The organism is Micromonospora sp. WMMA2032, assembly GCF_002688545.1.
GTDB classification, from domain to species: Bacteria; Actinomycetota; Actinomycetes; order Mycobacteriales; family Micromonosporaceae; genus Micromonospora; species Micromonospora sediminicola.
Map to the genome: position 1 here is coordinate 3,203,671 of NZ_CP024052.1, position 18,978 is coordinate 3,222,648.

General features: G+C 72.3%; 16 protein-coding genes. 5 read left to right on the forward strand and 11 right to left on the reverse strand.

Annotated elements, in window-relative coordinates; all coding sequences use genetic code 11:
- Positions 1 to 55 precede the first annotated feature (55 nt).
- The 4 genes from ftsE to pruA form a co-directional block, all read right to left on the reverse strand.
- Complete coding sequence (ftsE, locus tag CO540_RS14445) at positions 56 to 736, reverse strand: cell division ATP-binding protein FtsE (RefSeq protein WP_013284225.1); 681 nt, start codon at positions 734 to 736, stop codon at positions 56 to 58.
- A 118-nt stretch (positions 737 to 854) separates the two neighbouring features.
- Positions 855 to 1,976 carry a peptide chain release factor 2 gene (gene prfB / locus CO540_RS14450; RefSeq protein WP_099162452.1) on the reverse strand — a complete coding sequence of 374 codons (1,122 nt, stop codon included), beginning with the start codon at positions 1,974 to 1,976 and terminating at the stop codon, positions 855 to 857.
- Positions 1,977 to 2,021: 45 nt separating this feature from the next.
- Positions 2,022 to 2,537: a PadR family transcriptional regulator gene (locus tag CO540_RS14455; protein WP_091581545.1), complete on the reverse strand. Its 516-nt coding sequence runs from the start codon at positions 2,535 to 2,537 to the stop codon at positions 2,022 to 2,024.
- A gap of 134 nt (positions 2,538 to 2,671) precedes the next feature.
- Positions 2,672 to 4,300 carry an L-glutamate gamma-semialdehyde dehydrogenase gene (gene pruA / locus CO540_RS14460; RefSeq protein ID WP_099162453.1) on the reverse strand — a complete coding sequence of 543 codons (1,629 nt, stop codon included), beginning with the start codon at positions 4,298 to 4,300 and terminating at the stop codon, positions 2,672 to 2,674.
- A gap of 434 nt (positions 4,301 to 4,734) precedes the next feature.
- Here pruA and CO540_RS14465 point away from each other — a divergent pair, with 434 nt between their 5' ends.
- Positions 4,735 to 5,712, forward strand: a complete 978-nt coding sequence (locus tag CO540_RS14465) for a hypothetical protein (protein ID WP_099162454.1) — start codon at positions 4,735 to 4,737, stop codon at positions 5,710 to 5,712.
- 11 nt (positions 5,713 to 5,723) lie between these two features.
- Here the strand turns inward: CO540_RS14465 and CO540_RS14470 are convergent, their stop codons facing one another.
- The gene (locus CO540_RS14470; RefSeq protein WP_099164767.1) at positions 5,724 to 6,233 is read right to left on the reverse strand and encodes a hypothetical protein; all 510 of its coding nucleotides are present in this window, start codon (positions 6,231 to 6,233) and stop codon (positions 5,724 to 5,726) included.
- A 197-nt stretch (positions 6,234 to 6,430) separates the two neighbouring features.
- On the opposite strand from CO540_RS14470, the gene CO540_RS14475 reads away from it, so the two are divergent.
- Together CO540_RS14475 and CO540_RS14480 are read left to right on the forward strand one after the other, a co-directional pair.
- Positions 6,431 to 6,658 carry a helix-turn-helix domain-containing protein gene (locus CO540_RS14475; protein WP_099162455.1) on the forward strand — a complete coding sequence of 76 codons (228 nt, stop codon included), beginning with the start codon at positions 6,431 to 6,433 and terminating at the stop codon, positions 6,656 to 6,658.
- Between the two features lie 102 nt (positions 6,659 to 6,760).
- Positions 6,761 to 7,459, forward strand: coding sequence for an Rv3235 family protein (locus CO540_RS14480; protein ID WP_099162456.1), 699 nt, complete (start codon positions 6,761 to 6,763; stop codon positions 7,457 to 7,459).
- 81 nt (positions 7,460 to 7,540) lie between these two features.
- On the opposite strand, the gene secA is transcribed toward CO540_RS14480, so the two are convergent.
- Positions 7,541 to 10,450 (reverse strand): preprotein translocase subunit SecA, encoded by a 2,910-nt coding sequence (secA, locus tag CO540_RS14485; protein WP_099162457.1) that lies wholly within the window; start codon positions 10,448 to 10,450, stop codon positions 7,541 to 7,543.
- Between the two features lie 169 nt (positions 10,451 to 10,619).
- Here secA and CO540_RS14490 point away from each other — a divergent pair, with 169 nt between their 5' ends.
- Entirely contained in the window at positions 10,620 to 11,777 is a 1,158-nt protein-coding gene (locus tag CO540_RS14490) for a GNAT family N-acetyltransferase (protein WP_099162458.1), read from the forward strand.
- Positions 11,774 to 12,880 (forward strand): GNAT family N-acetyltransferase, encoded by a 1,107-nt coding sequence (locus CO540_RS14495; protein ID WP_099162459.1) that lies wholly within the window; start codon positions 11,774 to 11,776, stop codon positions 12,878 to 12,880. The genes CO540_RS14490 and CO540_RS14495 overlap by 4 nt, the downstream gene beginning before the upstream one ends.
- Positions 12,881 to 12,925: 45 nt before the next feature.
- On the opposite strand, the gene hpf is transcribed toward CO540_RS14495, so the two are convergent.
- The 5 genes from hpf to mtrA all read right to left on the reverse strand — a co-directional run bounded on the left by hpf (position 12,926) and on the right by mtrA (position 18,789).
- Complete coding sequence (gene hpf, locus CO540_RS14500; RefSeq protein WP_091581574.1) at positions 12,926 to 13,570, reverse strand: ribosome hibernation-promoting factor, HPF/YfiA family; 645 nt, start codon at positions 13,568 to 13,570, stop codon at positions 12,926 to 12,928.
- A 251-nt stretch (positions 13,571 to 13,821) separates the two neighbouring features.
- Positions 13,822 to 14,517: a ComF family protein gene (locus CO540_RS14505; protein WP_099162460.1), complete on the reverse strand. Its 696-nt coding sequence runs from the start codon at positions 14,515 to 14,517 to the stop codon at positions 13,822 to 13,824.
- 9 nt (positions 14,518 to 14,526) lie between these two features.
- On the reverse strand, positions 14,527 to 16,341 hold the full coding sequence (locus CO540_RS14510; protein ID WP_099162461.1) for an LpqB family beta-propeller domain-containing protein: 1,815 nt from the start codon (positions 16,339 to 16,341) through the stop codon (positions 14,527 to 14,529).
- Entirely contained in the window at positions 16,338 to 18,086 is a 1,749-nt protein-coding gene (gene mtrB, locus CO540_RS14515) for an MtrAB system histidine kinase MtrB (protein ID WP_099162462.1), read from the reverse strand. The genes CO540_RS14510 and mtrB overlap by 4 nt, the downstream gene beginning before the upstream one ends.
- Before the next feature lie 13 nt (positions 18,087 to 18,099).
- Positions 18,100 to 18,789, reverse strand: a complete 690-nt coding sequence (gene mtrA / locus CO540_RS14520) for an MtrAB system response regulator MtrA (protein WP_091581585.1) — start codon at positions 18,787 to 18,789, stop codon at positions 18,100 to 18,102.
- Positions 18,790 to 18,978: the final 189 nt, after the last annotated feature.

Consider the following 18,978-nt stretch of genomic DNA (forward strand, 5'->3'; position numbering starts at 1 on the left):
CCTCCGGCTCTCCGGCTGAGGTGTTCGTCGTCAGGGTCTACGGATCGTCAGCGGCTCAGCCGTAGACGCCGCGGGCCTGGTCGCGCACGATGCGGCCGCTCTCGATCTCGATCACCCGGCGCCGCATCTGGTTCACGATGTTGGAGTCGTGCGTGACCATCACGACGGTCGTGCCGGTGCGGTTGATCCGGTCCAGGAGGCGCATGATCTCGATCGAGGTGTCCGGGTCCAGGTTTCCGGTGGGCTCGTCGGCCAACAGGATCAGCGGCCGGTTCACGAACGCCCGGGCCACCGCGACACGCTGCTGCTCGCCGCCGGACAGCTCGTGCGGGTAGCGGTGCTCCTTGCCGCCGAGACCGACCAGCTCCAGCACCTCCGGCACGACCCGACGGGCCACCGCCTTCGTCTTGCCGATCACCTCCAGCGCGAACGCCACGTTCTCGTACGCGGTGCGGTTCGGCAGCAGCCGGAAGTCCTGGAAGACACAGCCGATGGAACGCCGGAAGTGGGGTCGCTTCCAGGAACGCATCGACGTGACGTCCTTGCCGTTGACGACGACGCGACCCTTGTTGGGCGTGACCTCGTGCAGCAGCAACTTGATGATGGTGGACTTGCCGGAGCCGGATGGACCGATGAAGAAGACGAACTCGCCCTTCTCGATCGAGACGGACACGTTGTCGAGCGAAGGCCGGGACGCCTTCGGGTACGTCTTCGTCACTTGCTCAAGCTGAATCACGGGTCGAGAGTCTACGCGGTGTAACCGCAGAGCCAAGCCCCCCGCCCCGTGGATGCGGTGCGCGTCATCGATTTACCCGGTCAGACCGAGATCGATGACGCGCTGCGTCCGACCGTGATCACGCACCGTCAGCGGAGAGCTGCTGCTGCTTCCGCCAGCGGATTCCCGCCTCGATGAAGCTGTCCAGCTCGCCGTCGAAGACCGAGGACGGATTGCCCGTCTCCTGTTCGGTACGCAGATCCTTCACCATCTGATACGGGTGCAGGACGTACGACCGCATCTGGTCGCCCCACGAGCCGGCGGCGTCGGTCTTCAGGCCCGCCATCTTGGCCTGCTCCTCCTGCCGCTTGCGCTCCAGCAGCCGGGCCTGGAGCACCCGCAGCGCGGACGCCTTGTTCTGCAGCTGGGACTTCTCGTTCTGGCAGGTGACCACGATGCCGGTCGGGATGTGGGTGATCCGGACCGCCGAGTCGGTGGTGTTGACCGACTGGCCACCCGGGCCGGAGGACCGGTAGACGTCGATCCGCATCTCGTTCTCGGGGATGTCGATGTGGTCGGTCTGTTCCACCACCGGCAGCACCTCGACCCCGGCGAAGCTGGTCTGCCGGCGGCCCTGGTTGTCGAACGGGCTGATCCGCACCAGCCGGTGGGTGCCGGACTCCACGCTGAGCGTGCCGTAGGCGTAGGGCACCTTCACGGTGAACGTGGCGGACTTCAGGCCCGCCTCCTCGGCGTAGGAGGTCTCGTAGACCTCCGTCGGGTAGCCGTGGCGCTCCGCCCAGCGCAGGTACATCCGCAGCAGCATCTCGGCGAAGTCCGCCGCGTCCACGCCGCCGGCGCCGGCCCGGATGGCGACCAGCGCCTCCCGGGAGTCGTACTCGCCGGAGAGCAGGGTGCGGACCTCCATCTCCTCGATGGCCTTGGTCAGCCCGGTGATCTCCGACTCGACCTCGGTGAGCGCGCCCGGGTCGGACTCCGCCTGGGCCAGCTCCAGCAGCACCCCGGCATCGTCGAGCCGGGAGCGCAGGTCGCCCAGCTTGGTGATCTCACCGTTGACGTACGACAGCTGCGACGTCACCTGCTGCGCCTTGGCCTGGTCGTCCCACAGGTCGGGCGCGGAGGCCTCCTGCTCCAGGCGGGCCTTCTGCTCGCGCAGCTTGTCGAGGTCGAGCACGGCCTCGATGTTGCGCAGCGTGGCGTCGAGTTCCTTGAGCTGTTCGGCGTAATCGGCAGCGGTCACGACAGACAACACTACTGCGTGGGACCGTCAACCTGTTGCAGGTGGTCAGCCGACCGGCGCGGTCTTCAGCCAGGAGAGCGCCGCCCTGTGGTAGGCGACCGCGAACTCCAGCGCGCTGGCGTCGTAGTTGTCGCCCTCCTTCTTGGCGTTCTTGACCTGCTCCCGCACCGCCGCCAGCGCCTCGGTGTGGTACTCGTTCGCCGAGGCGTACAGGTTCTTGAGCTGGCTCGACGAGTGCAGGTTGCCGAACGCCATCCGTAGCGCTATCGGGTTACGGATGGTGTCCTTGCCGGGATTCTCCGCCAGCCAGCGGGAGAATGTCCGTTTCCCGGCCGCCGTCAGCGCGTACGGCTGGCTCATCCGCGGCCCGGGCTTGCCGAGCCGCACCAGACCCTTCTCGGCCAGGACGGGAAGCTCCCGGTAGACCTGACTGCGGGTCATCGACCAGTACGGCGCCAGCCGGCGCTCGGCGGCGGCCATCAACTGGCCGCCAGTCATCGGGCCGTCGTGCAGCAGGCCCAGCAGGGCCGCCGCCGTCGGGTTGACTCCGGATTCCGCCATGCCCTCTAAGCTGCCACTTTGTCGGCTCTGGCGTCCAGGATTTGCCGTTTTCGCCACCCGATGGCGGGTCCGATGTGCACTGTCGGGTAAGGAAGAGGCCCGCCCCACGTCTCCGACGGGCCTCTCCGGACGCCTCAGCCCATGTGCGGGTAGGTGTGGTCGGTCGGCGGGACGAAGGTCTCCTTGATCGTCCGCGGCGACGTCCAGCGGACCAGGTTGTGCCAGGAGCCCGCCTTGTCGTTGGTGCCGCTGGCCCGGGCGCCGCCGAACGGCTGCTGCCCGACCACCGCGCCGGTCGGCTTGTCGTTGATGTAGAAGTTGCCCGCCGCGTACCGCATCTTCTCCGCCACCTGGTCGACCACCCGGCGGTCGTTCGCGAAGATCGACCCGGTCAGCGCGTACGGCGCGATCGACTCGGCCTGGGCGACCACGTCGTCGAAGCGGGCGTCGTCGAAGACGTGCACGCCGAGGATCGGGCCGAAGTATTCCGTGGTGAAGGTCTCGTGCGCGGCGTCGGAGCACTCGAACAGCGTCGGCCGGACGAACCAGCCGACCGAGTCGTCGGCGGTGCCCCCGGCCAGGATCTTGCAGCTGTCGTCGCCCTTGATCAGCTCCAGCGCGGCGGTGTGCCGGCCGAACGCCTTGTCGTCGATGACCGCGCCGCCGAAGTTGCTGAAGTCGGTCACGTCGCCGTAGGTCAGCGACTCCGCGGTGGCGGCGAGCCGGTCCCGCAGCCCGCCCTCCCACAGCGACCGGGGGACGTAGGCCCGCGAGGCGGCCGAGCACTTCTGGCCCTGGTACTCGTAGGCGCCCCGGATCAGCGCGGTGTGCAGCGCGTCCACGTCGGCGCTGGTGTGCGCGACCACGAAGTCCTTGCCGCCGGTCTCGCCGACCAGGCGCGGGTAGCCCCGGTAGCGGGCGATGTTGTCGCCGACGGTCTTCCACAGGTGCTGGAAGACCTTGGTGGAGCCGGTGAAGTGGATGCCGGCCAGGTCCGGGTCGGCGAGCACCACGTCGGAGACCTCCTCGCCCCGGCCGGTGACCATGTTGATCACACCGGGCGGCAGGCCGGCGGCCTCGAACAGGCGCATCGTGAAGTGCGCGGCGAACTGCTGGGTCGGGCCCGGCTTCCAGACCACCGTGTTGCCGAGCATGGCCGGGGCGGACGGCAGGTTGCCGGCGATCGCGGTGAAGTTGAACGGGGTGACCGCGTAGACGAAGCCCTCCAGGGGCCGGTGGTCGAAGCGGTTCCACACGCCGGACGAGGACATCGGCTGCTCGGCCAGGAGCCGGCGGGCGAAGTGGACGTTGAACCGGAGGAAGTCGATCAGCTCGCAGGCGGCGTCGATCTCGGCCTGGACCGCGGTCTTGGACTGGCCGAGCATGGTGGCCGCGTTGAGCGTGTCCCGCCAGGGGCCGGCGAGCAGGTCGGCGGCGCGCAGGAAGATCGCGGCCCGCTCCTCGAACGGCAGCGCCCGCCACATCGGCGCGGCGTCCTTGGCGGCCCGGACCGCGGCCCGCGCGTCGTCGTGGGTGGCGTGCCCGGTGATGCCGAGCACGTGCGCGTGCTTGTGCGGCTGCACCACGTCGATCGACGCGCCGCCGGCCATCCGCTGCTCACCGGCGATGGTCATCGGCAGCTCGATCCGGTCGGCGGCCAGCTCGGCCAGCCGCCGCTGGAGCCGCTCCCGGTCGGCGCTGCCGGGCTCGTAGGTGTGGACCGGCTCGTTGCGCGGCTCGGGTACGGAGAACACGGCGTCCATCACAGGCTCCTGTGCGATCTCGACGGCGGTGGCGAAACCGGCCCCGCGAGCGCGGCCGGGCGGCCGGCGCCGGACACCGCGTGGTGGACCGGTCGCGGCGGCGGGACCTGGGCCGATTGTTTCATGCGACGCCGTCGCCGACCCGGGCTCCCCGGGTGCGGCACCGAACACCGGACGGACTCCCCCTCTTCGGACCGTCGGTCCATTCCCGCCCGGAACCGACGAAACGTCGGCACAGATCGCGCGCGGTCGACGATTCATCGGCAGTCTCGGCCCACCCCCGCGCCCCGTCGGCACCCGCCAGTCGGCCGGGTGACATGCGCCGGGGCGCGCGGCCCGCCCGTCCGGGAGGGCGCGCCGCGCCGCGTACGCTGGATGACCGGTGACCCGCCCGGCCCGGCGCGGCCGATCCGGCGTCCGTCGAAAGGGAGACGATGAGCAACCAGCCCGGCAGCTCCACGGCCGCGGAGCCGGACCAGCCCGAGGTCGTCGACGTGGCCCCCGCGGTCGGGCGACCCGAGTACGCGTCGGGCGCGCTGCCGCTGGCCCTGCTCTCGATCGCCTGGCTGGCGGCCATGCTCTGGTCCACCCGGGAGGCGATCACCTCGACCGCCGCCGGGGTCACCGCGATCAGCCTCTCCGCGTACGCGCTCCCGGGCGTGATCACCGCGGCGCTGGTCACCGGCGCCACGGTCGCGCTGGCCGCCACCAACCGGCTGGGCCGCGCCACCCTGCGCTTCCTGGCCACCGTCGGCGCCGGCCTGCTGGTCGGGCTCGTCGCCGCGGTGGCGATCAACCTCACGTACGCGGACAACGCCACCACCAACACGATCGCCGGCACCACGGCCGCCGCCGCGATCATCGGCGGCGCGGCGGCCGGGGCGCGGCAGGCCCGGGTGGTGGCCGCGATCGCCGCCGCCACGCTCGCCGCGCAGGTCTTCGTGGTGCTGTTCAGCCGGGCCCGGGATCCGCTCTCCGACCTGTTCGGCGCCGGCGAGACCCAGCAGTCGGTGCTGGACGCCGCCAAGTGGGTGTCCCGCACCGAGTCGCTGCTCGCCGGGCTGGTCGCCGGGCTGGTGGCCTACCTCTACCTGGCCTGGTCCCGCCGCCGCGCGGAGCGTCGGCACGGCGCGGCCGCGCCGCTGCGCTGGCCGGCGTACCTGGTGGCCGGCGCCGGCGCCGGGCTGCTCCTGCTGCTCACCGAGGTGATCATCCGGATCGGGGGGCGGGGCCTGCTCGACCTGGCCGCCGCGCTCAGCGAGGCCGACCAGGTGGCGCAGACGGCGCTCGGCACGTCGCGGGTGGACAACGGCATCTGGGTGCTCTTCGTGGGCGCGCTGACCACGCTCATCGTCTTCGGACGCACGCTCGGCCCGCGCCCGGTCGAGGAGGAGGACGAGCCGGCCTCCTGAGCCGGCCGGCCTCAGCCGACCTCGCGCAGCAGCAGGTCCAGCTCGGTCACGTCGTACCACTCCAGCTCGTGGTCCTCGACGCCGTCGACGGTGAACTGGGCGTCGGGGTCGCCGGCCTGCGCCTCGGCCACCACCGCCACGGCCGCGGTCACGTCCTCGACCGCCTCCGCGCCGTCCACGTGGATCGCGGCCACCGACCTGACCGGCACCGGGCCGGCCAGCCCCACCACGCTGGAGCCCAGCTCGCCGCCGGCCCGACCGACCGCCCGGGCGGGCAGGTCCACCGAGACCACCACGCGCCGACGGGGTGCGCCGGCGTCGGCACGCAGCAGGAGCAGCGCGTCCTGGGCGGCCCGGGTGAAGGCGACGTACTCCAGCTCCTCCTCGTCGCCCTCGGCGTACCACTCGCGCAGCTCGGGGGTGACCGCGTGCGCCGCCTCGGCGGACAGACCCTCGTCCCGCAGCCGGCCGAGCATCGGCACGGTCGCCGGCAGGTACACCCGGACAAGCTCGTCGGTCACCGGTCTCTCCCCCGCACTCAGGCCGCCGGCCGGCACACGCCGGCTCCGGGCGCCGATCATGCCGTACGCCGTGACCGTCATACACCCGGCACCCGCCCGGGCGAAGCCTTCCGCCGGTGTGTCCGCCGAAGCGGGACTCGGGAACGTCCGCCGGTGATGGCAAACTGACGCAAACGAAAACAACCCCGGGAGTCACCGTGGAGTCGAGGTTCCTGCTGCTGTCCGACGTCGCCGCCGAGCTGAACGTCTCGGACTCGCAGGTCTACCACATGGTCCGCAGCGGAGAGCTGCCCGCCATCAAGATCGGCGGACGGGGTCAGTGGCGGGTGGAGCGGGCGCGGTTGGAGGAGTACATCGAGCGCAAGTACGCCGAGACCGCCGAGTGGGTGCGCGGGAACCCGCTGGGTGAGCGCGACGCGGAGTGATCCCACGCTGACCGTAGGCCATTGACGCGCCCGACTCCGGTGCCGGAAGATGAGGTTCTATCGCAGGCAAACGAAGGCAAACGCAAGGATTCGAGGGCTGACATGGTCGACACCCGCCGTCCCCGGTCACCACGTCCACCGGTTCGCCTCCGACCCGCCCCGCCACTCGACCCGCCCTGCACGGACGAGGATCCGGCCTGGGGCCACACCGGTCAGCTCGCCCTCGACCTGATCGACCGACGCCCCGGCGACCTCGGGCGACCCGCCGGGCGCGCCCCCGACCACGCTCCCGGCTGGCCCCGCTGGCTGACCTCCGGCGCGCTCCGCACCACCCCGGGCGAGGGCGGCACGCACCATTCCCCGACCTCCGGAGAGGGCGCCCCGCACCGCGACACCACCGCGAGCGGGGACGGCGTCGGACGCCCGCCCGTCGGGCCACCGCCCGCTCCCGCCACCGCCACGCCCGAGGCCGCCCGAGCGGCCCACCGGTTCGTCCGCACGTTCCTGGAGATCGTCAACGGCTTCCGGCCCCCCGGGCAACTCCGGCCACTCTGCCTGCCCGAGGCCGCCGCCCAGGTCTCCGCGGAGCTGACCCGGGCGGCCCGCCGGGTGACCCCGGTCCGCCGCCGCAGCGCCCGGCCCGCCCTGCACCTGCGCCGCCTGCGGATCTGTGAGCCACGGGCCGGCGCGGTGGAGGCCACCGCCGTGTTCACCGGCGCCGGCGGCACCAGCTGGGCGGTCGCCGTGCGCCTGGAACACCGGCGCGGCAACTGGCTCTGCATCGTGCTGGACGTCCTCTGACTCTCACCACGTCGTCGATCCGGACGGGGTGAGACGCCGACGGGCCCCGGCCGGTGGCCGGGGCCCGTCGGGCTATCTGGGTCAGTTGCCGCCGTTGGGCGAACCGTGGCAGCGCTTGTACTTACGGCCGGAACCGCACGGGCAGGGCGCGTTACGGGACGGGCCCTCACCACCGTCCACCTGGCCCGGGGTCGCCCGCCGGGCGGTGCTGGAGGCCATCGCCTGACCGCTCGCCCCGCCGGCCGCGGCCGGGGTCCGGCGCGGCGCCGAGGCGGCCGGGCGCTCGGACGTCCGCTCGCCGATGCCCAGCGCCGGGGCCTGCTGCTCGGCGCGCTCGATCACCGGCGCACCTCGACCGGCCTCGCCGTCCACGGCGGGCGCCGAGTATTGCAGGCCCTGCTGCTGCGGCGCGCGGTTGAGGCCCTTGGCCCGGATCTCCACCGGCTTCTCCAGCAGCTGGACCTCCTCGGCCTCCGGCTCCGCCTCCTCGACCTGCACGTCCAGGTTGTAGAGGAAGCCGACCGTCTCCTCCTTGATGCCGTCCATCATGGTGGCGAACATGTCGAAGCCCTCGCGCTGGTACTCGATGACCGGGTCGCGCTGGGCGTACGCCCGCAGGCTGATGCCCTCCTGGAGGTAGTCCATCTCGTAGAGGTGCTCGCGCCACTTGCGGTCGATCACCTGGAGCAGGACCATCCGCTCGAGCTGGCGCACCGCCTCCTCGCCGAGGCTCTCCTCCCGCCGGTCGTACGCGGAGTGCGCGTCCTCCTTGAGGCGGGCGAGCAGGAAGTCCTGGTCGAGACCGGCCCGGGAGCCGACCTCCTCCTCCAGCTCCTCGACCGTGACGCCCACCGGGTAGAGCTGCTTCAGGCTGGACCAGAGCTGGTCGAGGTCCCAGTCCTCGGCGTAGCCGTCGCTGGTCGCGCCGACCACGTACGCGCCGATCACGTCGTCGATCATGTTGCGGACCTGGTCGGACAGGTCCTCGCCGTTGAGCACCCGCAGGCGCTCGGCGTAGATCACCTGGCGCTGCTTGTTGAGCACCTCGTCGTACTTGAGGACGTTCTTCCGGATCTCGGCGTTCTGGCCCTCGATCTGGGCCTGCGCGCTCTTGATCTGGCGGGTGACCATCTTCGACTCGATGGGCACGTCCTCCGGGATGTTGAAGCGGTCCATGACCGCCTCGACGGCGCCGGCCCGGAACCGCTTCATCAGCTCGTCCTGGAGGGACAGGTAGAACCGGGACTCGCCCGGGTCGCCCTGCCGGCCGGCACGCCCCCGCAGCTGGTTGTCGATCCGGCGGGACTCGTGCCGCTCGGTGCCGAGCACGTAGAGCCCGCCGGCGGCGGCCACCTCCTCCGCCTCGACGTCGCAGGCCTGCTTCCAGGTCGGGAGGATCTCCTCCATCGCCTTGGCGTACTCCTCCGGCTGCTCGACCGGGTCGAGACCGCGCTGGCGGAGTTCGTTGGCGGCGAGGAACTCGGCGTTGCCGCCGAGCAGGATGTCGGTGCCCCGGCCGGCCATGTTGGTGGCGACCGTGACCGCGCCCTTGCGCCCGGCCTGGGCGACGATCTCCGCCTCCTTGGCGTGGAACTTCGCGTTCAACACCGAGTGCGGGATGCCGCGGCGGCGCAGCATGTGCGACAGGATCTCGGAGTTCTCCACCGAGACGGTGCCGACCAGCACCGGCTGGCCCTGCTCGTGCCGCTCCGCGATGTCCTCGACGACGGCGTTGAACTTGGCCTTCTCGGTCTTGTAGATGACGTCGGGCCGGTCGAGCCGGACCATCGGCCGGTGCGTCGGGATGGTCACGACGCCGACCTTGTAGACCTTGTTGAACTCGCCCGCCTCGGTCTGGGCGGTGCCGGTCATGCCGGAGAGCTTCTCGTAGAGGCGGAAGTAGTTCTGGAGGGTGATCGTGGCCAGGGTCTGGTTCTCCTGCTTGATCTCCACCCCCTCCTTGGCCTCGATCGCCTGGTGCATGCCCTCGTTGTAGCGCCGGCCGTGCAGGATCCGGCCGGTGAACTCGTCGACGATCAGGACCTCGCCGTCGCTGACGATGTAGTCCTTGTCGCGCTTGTAGAGCTCCTTGGCCTTGATCGCGTTGTTCAGGTAGCCGACCAGCGGCGTGTTGACCGACTCGTAGAGGTTGTCGATGCCGAGCCGGTCCTCGACCCTGGCCACGCCGCGCTCGGTGATCGCGATGGTGCGCTTGGCGTAGTCGACCTCGTAGTCGCCCTCGCCGTCGGTGCCGGGCTGGAGGCGGGCCACCACGGACGCGAACTCCTGGTACCACCGAGCGGAGTGCTCGGCCGGGCCGGAGATGATCAGCGGGGTGCGGGCCTCGTCGATGAGGATCGAGTCGACCTCGTCCACCACGGCGAAGAAGTGGCCGCGCTGGACCAGCTCCTCCTTCGACCAGGCCATGTTGTCGCGCAGGTAGTCGAAGCCGAACTCGTTGTTGGTGCCGTAGGTGATGTCGCACTCGTAGGCCGCGCGGTGCTCGGTGGCGGGCCGGTTCGGCAGCACCACGCCGACGGTGAGCCCGAGGAACTCGTGCACCCGGCCCATCCAGGCGGCGTCGCGCTCGGCGAGGTAGTCGTTCACCGTGATCACGTGCACGCCCTTGCCGGCGAGCGCGTTCAGGTAGACCGGCATGACCGAGGTGAGCGTCTTGCCCTCACCGGTCTTCATCTCGGCGATGTTGCCGAAGTGCAGGGCCGCGCCGCCCATCACCTGGACGTCGTAGGGCCGCTGGCCGAGCACCCGCGAGGCGGCCTCCCGGCACACCGCGAACGCCTCCGGCAGGAGGTCGTCGAGGGTCTCGCCATCCTCAAGCCGCTCCTTGAACTGGTCGGTCATGCCGCGCAGCTCGTCGTCGCTGAGGTTGACGTAGTCGTCCTCGATCGAGTTGACGGCAGCCGCGATGGCCTTCAGCCGACGCACCATGCGGCCCTCGCCGGCGCGAAGGACCTTTTCCAGAATCGACACGGATCAACGCTCCCCTAGACGGTCTCGAACCATCGTAGGCGCTCCGGCGCGGCGATGGTCACTGGTGGCGGCGGTCCGGGTCAGCGAACCCGACATAACGCCGCGACCGCACGCCGGGGGCCGCTAATCGGGTTACGCCGTCGGCGAACGATCCGGCACGATGGCTCGGATGGAGCCGGTGGAGATCATCGAGGACGGGCTGTTGCTACGCCCCTGGCGGGCCGGGGACGCCGACGCGGTGCACCGCGCCTGCCAGGATCCGGACATTCAGCGCTGGACCACCGTACCTCGCCCGTACCTGCCCGAACACGCCGTCGCGTTCGTGACCACGATCAGCGCCACCGCCTGGGCGGACGGCACCGGGGCGCCGTTCGCGGTCTGCGACGCCGCCACCGGCGAGCTGCTCGCCTCGTGCGGCCTGGTCTCCGTCGACCAGGCGCTCGACTCGGGTGAGGTGGGCTACTGGACCGCGCCGTGGGCCCGCGGGCGGGGCGTCGCGGTCCGCGCCGTCCGGGCGGTGGCCCGGTGGGCCTTCGACGCGCTCAAGCTGCGCCGGATCACCTGGCAGGCCGAGCTCGGCAACCACGCGTCCCGGCTGGTCGCGCTGCGCGCCGGCTTCCGGATCGAGGGCGAGCTGCGGCTGGCCCACCCGGCCCGGGGCGGCCGGCCGGAGGGGTGGATCGGCTCCCTGCTCCCGGCCGAGCTGGCCGCGCCCGGTGACCCCGTCCCGTACGGCCCGGACACGCTCCAGGCCCGCAGGGCGGCGGTCTTCGGCCGCCCACAGCCCGTCCTGTTCGCCACCGCCGGCGACACCGAGCTGCGGCTGCGCGCGCTGGAGGAGCGGGACCTGGCCGAGGTCACCCGCACCTGCCAGGACGAGCAGACCGTGCGCTGGACCACGGTGCCGCACCCCTACCGGCCCGAACACGCCGAAAGCTTCCTGCGCGACCTGGTGCGCCCGGCGTGGGCGCGCGGCACCGCCGCGACGTTCGCGGTGGCCGACCCGGAGGACCGCTACGTCGCCTCGCTCGACCTGCGGATCCTCCCTGGCGACCCGCTGGTGGCCGACGTCGGCTTCATGACCGCCCCACACGCGCGGGGTCGGGGCTACCTGCCGGCCGCGCTCACCGCGGTCTGCGCCTGGGGTTTCACCACGCTCGGCCTGGCCCGGGTCGAGTGGCGGGCCAACGTGGGCAACACCGCGTCCCGCCGGGCGGCCGAGAAGGCCGGCTTCACCGTCGAGGGCACGCTGCGCGGCGGCGTCCAGCACCGCGGCGAGCGGCACGACGTGTGGGTCGGCGGGCTGCTGGCGGGAGACCTGGCATGACCCCGGAGACGATCGAGGGGTACGGGGTACGGCTGCGGCCGTGCGCTCCGGCCGACGTACCCGGCACGGTGGCCGGCCTGACCGACCCGGAGTCCCGCCGGTTCATGCCCTTCCTGCCCGACCCGTACGACGCCGACGCCGCCCGGTGGTGGATCACCGAGGGCGCACCGGCGGCCCGGGCGGCCGGCGGAGCCGCCTACACGATCGCCGACCCGGCCACCGACCGGCTGCTCGGCAGCATCGGCCTGACCCGGCTCAGCGCGGAGCGGGCGACGTACGAGATCGGTTACTGGGTGGGCCCGTCGGCACGCGGCCGGGGCGTGGCGACCGCCGCCACCCGGCTGCTGAGTGAGCAGGCGTTCGCGGCCGGGGCGGGCCGGCTGGAGCTGCTCACCCGCGCGGAGAACGTGCCGAGCCAGCGCATCGCGCTGGCCTGCGGCTACCGGCACGAGGGGGTGCGCCGGGCGGCGGGCGCGGGCGTCGACGGCGTCCGTCAGGATCTGGTCGCCTGGGTGCGGCTGGCCGACGACCCGCCCGGGCCGACCGCCCGCCTGCTGCCGGACCTGCCCGACGGCCGGCTCACCGACGGCGTGGTGACGGTGCGCCGCGTGGAACCGGCGGACACGGACGCGCTGCACCGCCTGCACACGCTGCCGGAGGTGGTGGCCAACCGGGTGCCGCCGGAGCCGCCGGAGCGGGAGGTGATCGCCCGTCGCTGCCGGCTGGCGGCCAGCCACTGGCTGGCCGGCGCCTCCGCCGACCTGGCGATCCTCGACGCGGTGACCGGCGCGTTCGTCGGCGGCTGCGCCCTCGTCCACGACGAGCCGGCGACCGGTCAGGCCATGCTGGGCTACAGCCTGCTGCCCGAGGCGCGGGGGCGCGGGCTGGCCGCCCGGACGGTGCGGCTGGTCTCCGGATGGGCGTTCGACGTCGGCGTGGCCCGGCTCTGGGCCGGCACCCGGCCGGAGAACGTCGCCTCCCAGCGGGTGCTGGAACGCGCCGGCTTCCGGCGGGAGGGGCTGTTGCGCGGGCGACTGCCCGGCGCGGGCGGTACCCGTACCGATTCGGTGATCTTCGGTCGGCTGGCTACGGACGGAGAGTGAGTGGGGCCCCACGAGCGCGGAGCCCCACTCGTCCGGGTCAAGGGGTCAGGTGCCGAGCGAGATGATGCCGTAGTCGTACGCGCGCCGGCGGTAGACCACACTCGGGCGGCCGGACTCCTTGTCCTGGAACAGGTAGAAGTCGTGCCCGACGAGTTCCATCTGGAACAGCGCGTCGTCGACGGTCATCGGTTCTGCGGGGTGGACCTTCTCCCGGGCGATGTGCCACGGCTGGTCGTCGGGTTCCTCGAAGTCGCTCTCGTCCGGACGGTCGGCGACGGCGGTGGCCGCACCGTGGCCGTTCAGCACCGCCAGGCCGGGCCCGTCCAGGTCGGCCACCGGAAGACCGGCGGTCGCGGCGGCCACGGAGAGCGGCGCGTGCCGCCCGCGGTGCACCCGGCGGCGGTCGGCCGCCCGGCGGAACCGGGTGTCCAGCTTGGCGATGGCGGCGTCGAGCGCGCTGTAGAAGTCGTTCGTGCAGGCCTCGGCCCGGATCACCGGACCCCGCGTGACGCAGGTGATCTCCACCCGCTGGCAGTGGTCGGCCTGGCGCGGATTGCGCTCGTGGAACAACTCGACGTCCACGCGAATGAGTTTGTGGTCGTAGCGTTCGATCTTCGCGAGCTTCTCGGCTACGTGCACCCGGTAATGGTCCGGCACTTCGACGTTACGGCCCTTGACCACGATGTCCACGTGACCTCCCTTGTTCGGACGGTCGTTCGGTCCGGATCTTCCGGTCGACGCACCCGGGGAGGGCCCCGCTCGGCGTCCACCGGTGGTGTACGGCTACGCCTCCTTCCAGTGCCGGGGGAAGGTTGGCATCCTCACTACCCCCGACACCGAAACGCTAACTCCTGTTCGGCCACCCGTCACCCCCGGTTGCCGAAGGCGGTCGCAAAATTTAACAGCTCATACACCATGGGGTGAAACGGATACACGAAGCGTCACCGAAGCCGCCGCTTTTGCGTTGCGGCGAGCACCGCCGCGGCCTTTGGCGTCATTCCCGCGCGGTGCAATATCCGGCTCACCGCCGCGAGCGTTGCCCCGGTGGTGACGATGTCGTCGAGCAGCACCACGGCGCCGACCGCGGGGACCGTACGCCGCAGCCGGAACGCGGCGTCCGCCGCGGCCGCCCGACCGGCGCTGTCCAGCGCCACCGAGTCCGGGCGCGGCAGCGCCCGCAACGGCCGCAGCACGCGGACCGGCCAGCCGGCCGCGCGCAGTCGGGCGGCCGCCGGGCGGGCCAGCCGCTCCAGGTGGTCGCCGTAGCGGGCCCGGGCCGCGCGGGCGGTGTCCGGCACCGCCACCAGCGTCACCGGGCCGGGCGGCCCCACGGCCTCGGCGACCACCTCGGCAAGCAACGCCCCCAGCGGCCGGGCCAGCCCGTGCCGACCCCGTTCCTTGTACGCCAGCAGCCCCTCGCGCAACGCGCCGCCGTACGGCCCGAGGGCGACACAGGGCGGCAGGTCCGGTGGGGCCGGATCGGGGCGGGTCGGCGCGGGACGCAACGACTCCAACTCGTCCACACAGCGCGGGCAGAAGCCCTGTCGCAGCCCCGGGGAGCGCGCCGCGCAGCCGGCGCACCCGGCGGGCAGCACCAGGTCGGTCAGGTCCGCCCAGAGCCCGCCCACGTCCGGCACCGGTAGCCCTCAGTAGAGGAAGAAGGGCGCCGTGGGGTTGGTCGCCCGGCTGCCCGCCGGCACGTCCAGCACCTGTTCCGGCTTGATGATGTCGAACGGGTTGTTCCGGAAGGCCGCCCGGTTCGCCTCGTACATGTACGACTGCGACGGTGGTCCGCCCGTTGACGCGCCCGGGTACGCGGCCAACTGGGACACCTCGGCGCCGATGTCCCGCTTGAGTGCGATCTCCCGGCCGCCGTCGACACTGAGCTGGTGGATCGCCGGCCGGAGGTCCGGCTCGTTACCGGCCAGGACCAGGTCGTTCTCCAGCAGCCAGTCCACCGCCGTGACGCCGGTGAGCTCGGTCGCCAACGGACGCGGCTGGCCCACCACCACGCCGCCGTCGACGCTCACCGCGGCCACGTAGAGGGCGCCCCCGCTGACGAGGGCGATCCGGTGGCCGTCGAGGGACCCGGCGACCGCCACCACCGGACCGGGGACGGCCAGGGGGACCTCGCTCATCGCGGCCGCACCGTCGAAGCGGTAGAGCTTGCCGTCCGCGGCCACCAGGCCGGACGGGCGGTTCTGATCCGACGAGCGGAGCCAGGTGGGCCGGCTGATGGCACGGTAGGACCGGGCGCTGGTGGCCAGCCCGGTGACCGGGGCCGCGCCGAAGCCGACCCGCAGCCGCTGCCGCCGGTCCGCACCGGTGACCACCAGCGCGGCCCGCGTCCCGTCGCCGGCGTACGCGAGCGCCGCGGAGGCCACGTTCCGGTTGTCCGCGGGTGCCAGCGGGACGGCGGCCCGCGGCTCGTTGCCGATGGCCAGCGGGCGGATCGCGCCGTCGTACACACTGAAGCGCGCCGGGACGCCGCCGGCCGGGTACGCGGCGTGCGCCGTCCGCTCCTGCTGGAGGTCGACGGTGCGCCGCTTCTGGTTCTGGATCTTCAAGTCGAGCTGCCCACTCAGATCGGGCAGCGACCAGGCGAGCTGGGTGGCGAGCAGGCCGAGTTTCTTGTCGTCGGCCCCCGGCATCGTGAGGTTGACCTCCCAGCGCCCGTCGGCGCCGGTGGCGTTGTTGATCGGACGGGTGCCGTCGGGCAACCCGGTCACGCCGGTCTCCAGCCAGTCGGACGGGTCGCCGGTCAGCCATCTCACCACCTCGGTGACCAACCGCTCGGTCGGCACCGACGAGGGCAGGTAACGCAGATCGGGCACCAGCCGGGACTGGTCCGCGTTCCAGAAGTAGATGGTGTGCGGCAGGTAGTACTTCCCCAGCGCACTGTCGCTGACCAGCAGCACGTTCGGTACGGCGGTGAGCAGCAGCCCGGACCCGGTCGGATCGGCCCGGCGAAGCTGGAACACGTACTCGGTCTCGCTGGCCTCCGGCGGCGCCAGGACGCCGTTGGCCCGCAGCACGCCGACCTGCTGCACCTTGACGGTCACCACGCTGGTGCCCTGGTTGTTCGGCGGGGTGACCTCGAGCTTCTCGCGGAGCCGCACCACGGTCAGGCCGATCTCGCTGCTCTTCTGCTTCTCCGGGAGCAGGCTCTTCGCCTCCTGGGCGATGAACTCCTTGGCCCGGGCGTACGCCTGCTCACGCTCGCCGGCGGCGGCCGCTCGCAGGTAGTTCTCGATGAACGGACCGGGCTCGTCGCTGTCTTCGGGGCTGGGCGGCCGCGCAGGGCTGCCGTTGGAGGCGCCCGCCTCGGCGGCCGGACCCGAGCCGTCGACCTGGACCTCGGTCTCGTTCGGGATCCCGCAGCCGGTCAGCCCGGCCGGCAGCAGCACGCCACCCAGCAGCAGAGCCAGCACCCGCCGTCTGAGGGAAAACTTGCTTCTCACGGGGTCACCTCTGCTCGGTCGGCGTCGGCAGGGCCGATGGCCAACGCCCCGGCGCCACTGCCCGGGCCGATGGCGAGCAGGCCACCGTCGCGCGGGCCGCCGAACGGCAGGGTGACGTCGGCCGGCACCAGCCGCAGCGGTGAGGTGGTGAGCCGGTCCCCGGCCCGGGCCGGCAGGGTGAGGCGGAACTGCGCGCCCTGCCCCGGCGCGCCCCACGCCTCCAGCCAGCCGCCGTGCAGCCGGGCGTCCTCCAGGCTGATCGACAGGCCCAGGCCGGTGCCCCCGGTCTGCCGGGCCCGGGACGGGTCGGCGCGCCAGAACCGGTTGAAGACCAGCTTCTCCTCGCCCGGCTTGAGGCCGACACCGTGGTCCCGGACCGTGATCGCCACCGCGCTCTGGTCCATGCCCAGGGTGATCCGCACCGGCTTGGCCTCGCCGTGCTCGACCGCGTTGCCGACCAGGTTGCGCAGCACCCGCTCGACCCGGCGCGGGTCGACCTCGGCGATCACCGGCGTGTCCGGCAGCTCCAGCTCGATGGTCACCCCCACCCGCTCGGCCAGTCCGGCCAGCCGCTCGGTCACCCGGTGCACCACCGGCACCAGGTCGGTCGGCTCGCTGTCCAGCACCGCGAAGCCGGCGTCGAACCGGCTGATCTCCAGCAGGTCGGTGAGCAGCTCCTCGAACCGGTCCAGCTCGGCCTGGAGCAGCTCGGCGCTGCGCGCCACCGCCGGGTCGAACTCGTCCCGCTCCGCGAAGATCAAATCGGCCGCCATCCGGACCGTGGTCAACGGGGTGCGCAGCTCGTGCGAGACGTCCGAGGTGAACCGGCGTTGCAGCCGCGACATCTCCTCCAGCCGGAGGATCTGCCGTTGCAGGTTGGTCGCCATCTGGTTGAACGAGGCGGCGAGCAGGGCCAGGTCGTCCTCGCCGGAGACCACCATGCGCTGGTCGAGCAGGCCGGCGGAGAGGCGCTGGGCGGTGCGCGCGGCCACCCGGACCGGGGTCACCACCAGCCGGGTGACCAGGGCCGCCAGCAGGCCGAGCAGGAGCACCAGCGCGACCCCGGTGGCGACCACCGTGGCCCGGGCGTCGGCCGCCGTGCTGTCCTGCCGGGCCAGCGGTACGAGGTAGTAGAGCTCGACCTGCCCGAACCGGGTCGGCACCGGGGAGCCGTAGACCAGGTATTTCGTCCGCTCGCCGCCGAGCGTGCCGGTGCGGATCTGGTGGGCGACCTTGCCCGACGAGACGGCGGCCCGCAGCTCGTCGCCGATCACCGGGCGCACCGGCATGTCCGGTGAGGTGCGCGGCTCGATGAACTCGGCGAAGTTGTCGGCGGTGATCGCCACCACCACCCCGCTGGTCTGCGCCGGGTCACCGCCGGCCAGGTAGTTGACCGTGCCGTCGATGGTGTCCTGGAGCTGCGCCTCCTGCGGCTGGCTGTAGAGGTTGAACTGCTTCGCCGCGTATTCACTGCCGTTGCTCAGCCGGGCCCGCACGTCGGTCTCGGCGTTCTCCAGCAGGATGTTGGTGATCTTGTCGGCGATCAGGTAGGCGAAACCGCCCACCAGCAGACTCGACGCCACGAGTGTGATGGTGACCACGCGGACCTGGAGCGACCGCCGCCAGGCCTGGTGCACACCGGCGGCGAACCGCGTCGACCGGCCGGCCACGACGCGCCACAGCGCCCACGCGGCGGATGGCCGGCGGGGCGCGGTCGGCGGGTCGGGCAGCGGGGTGGTCACCACAGTGCTGACCAGGCTATCCGGTGCCCGCCTTGTAGCCCACGCCCCGGACGGTCAGGATGATTTCGGGTCGCTCCGGATCCGGCTCGATCTTGGCCCGGAGCCGCTGCACGTGCACGTTGACCAGGCGGGTGTCGGCCGCGTGCCGGTAGCCCCACACCTGCTCCAGCAGCACCTCGCGGGTGAAGACCTGGCGCGGCTTGCGGGCGAGCGCGACCAGCAGGTCGAACTCCAGCGGCGTCAGCTTCACCTCCTCGCCGTCCCGGCTGACCGTGTGCGCCGGCACGTCGATGGTGATCTGGTTGCCCGGCGGCCCGATGGTCAGCAGCTCCGGCGCGACGTCCTCGCCGCGGCGCAGCCGGGCCCGCATCCGGGCCACCAGCTCCTTGGGCTTGAACGGCTTGACCACGTAGTCGTCGGCGCCGGACTCCAGCCCCAGCACCACGTCGACGGTGTCGCTCTTGGCGGTCAGCATCACGATGGGCACGCCGGACTCGGACCGGATCGCGCGGGCCACGTCGATGCCGCTCATGCCGGGCAGCATCAGGTCGAGCAGGACGATGTCGGGCCGGCTGTCGCGGAACGCGGCCAGTGCCCGTTCTCCGTCCGCGACGAAGGACGGCACGAAGCCCTCGCTGCGCAGCACGATGCCGAGCATCTCGGCGAGGGCGGGGTCGTCGTCGACCACGAGTACCCGGGCTCTCATGGGGTTTATCGTTCCATCCCCGTTCGTTCGGAGGGTTCGGCGTCTTCACCGGCACGGTAGCGCCGAGCGGGCCCGCGCACCACAGCCGACGGCGTGGCCGCCCCGCGTGGCGTGCCGCGGCGGACGGGTCAACCGGATGCCGACCCGTCGTGCAACCATGATCCCCCGGGCGCCGCGTCGCCCGCCACC

Coding starts and splice junctions, on each gene's coding strand:
- CO540_RS14455 (WP_091581545.1), bottom strand. CDS start 2,537: ATGGCGGAATCCGGAGTCAACCCGACGGCGGCGGCCCTGCTGGGCCTG.
- pruA (WP_099162453.1), bottom strand. CDS start 4,300: ATGGACGCCGTGTTCTCCGTACCCGAGCCGCGCAACGAGCCGGTCCAC.
- CO540_RS14465 (WP_099162454.1), top strand. CDS start 4,735: ATGAGCAACCAGCCCGGCAGCTCCACGGCCGCGGAGCCGGACCAGCCC.
- CO540_RS14480 (WP_099162456.1), top strand. CDS start 6,761: ATGGTCGACACCCGCCGTCCCCGGTCACCACGTCCACCGGTTCGCCTC.
- CO540_RS14490 (WP_099162458.1), top strand. CDS start 10,620: ATGGAGCCGGTGGAGATCATCGAGGACGGGCTGTTGCTACGCCCCTGG.
- CO540_RS14495 (WP_099162459.1), top strand. CDS start 11,774: ATGACCCCGGAGACGATCGAGGGGTACGGGGTACGGCTGCGGCCGTGC.
- mtrA (WP_091581585.1), bottom strand. CDS start 18,789: ATGAGAGCCCGGGTACTCGTGGTCGACGACGACCCCGCCCTCGCCGAG.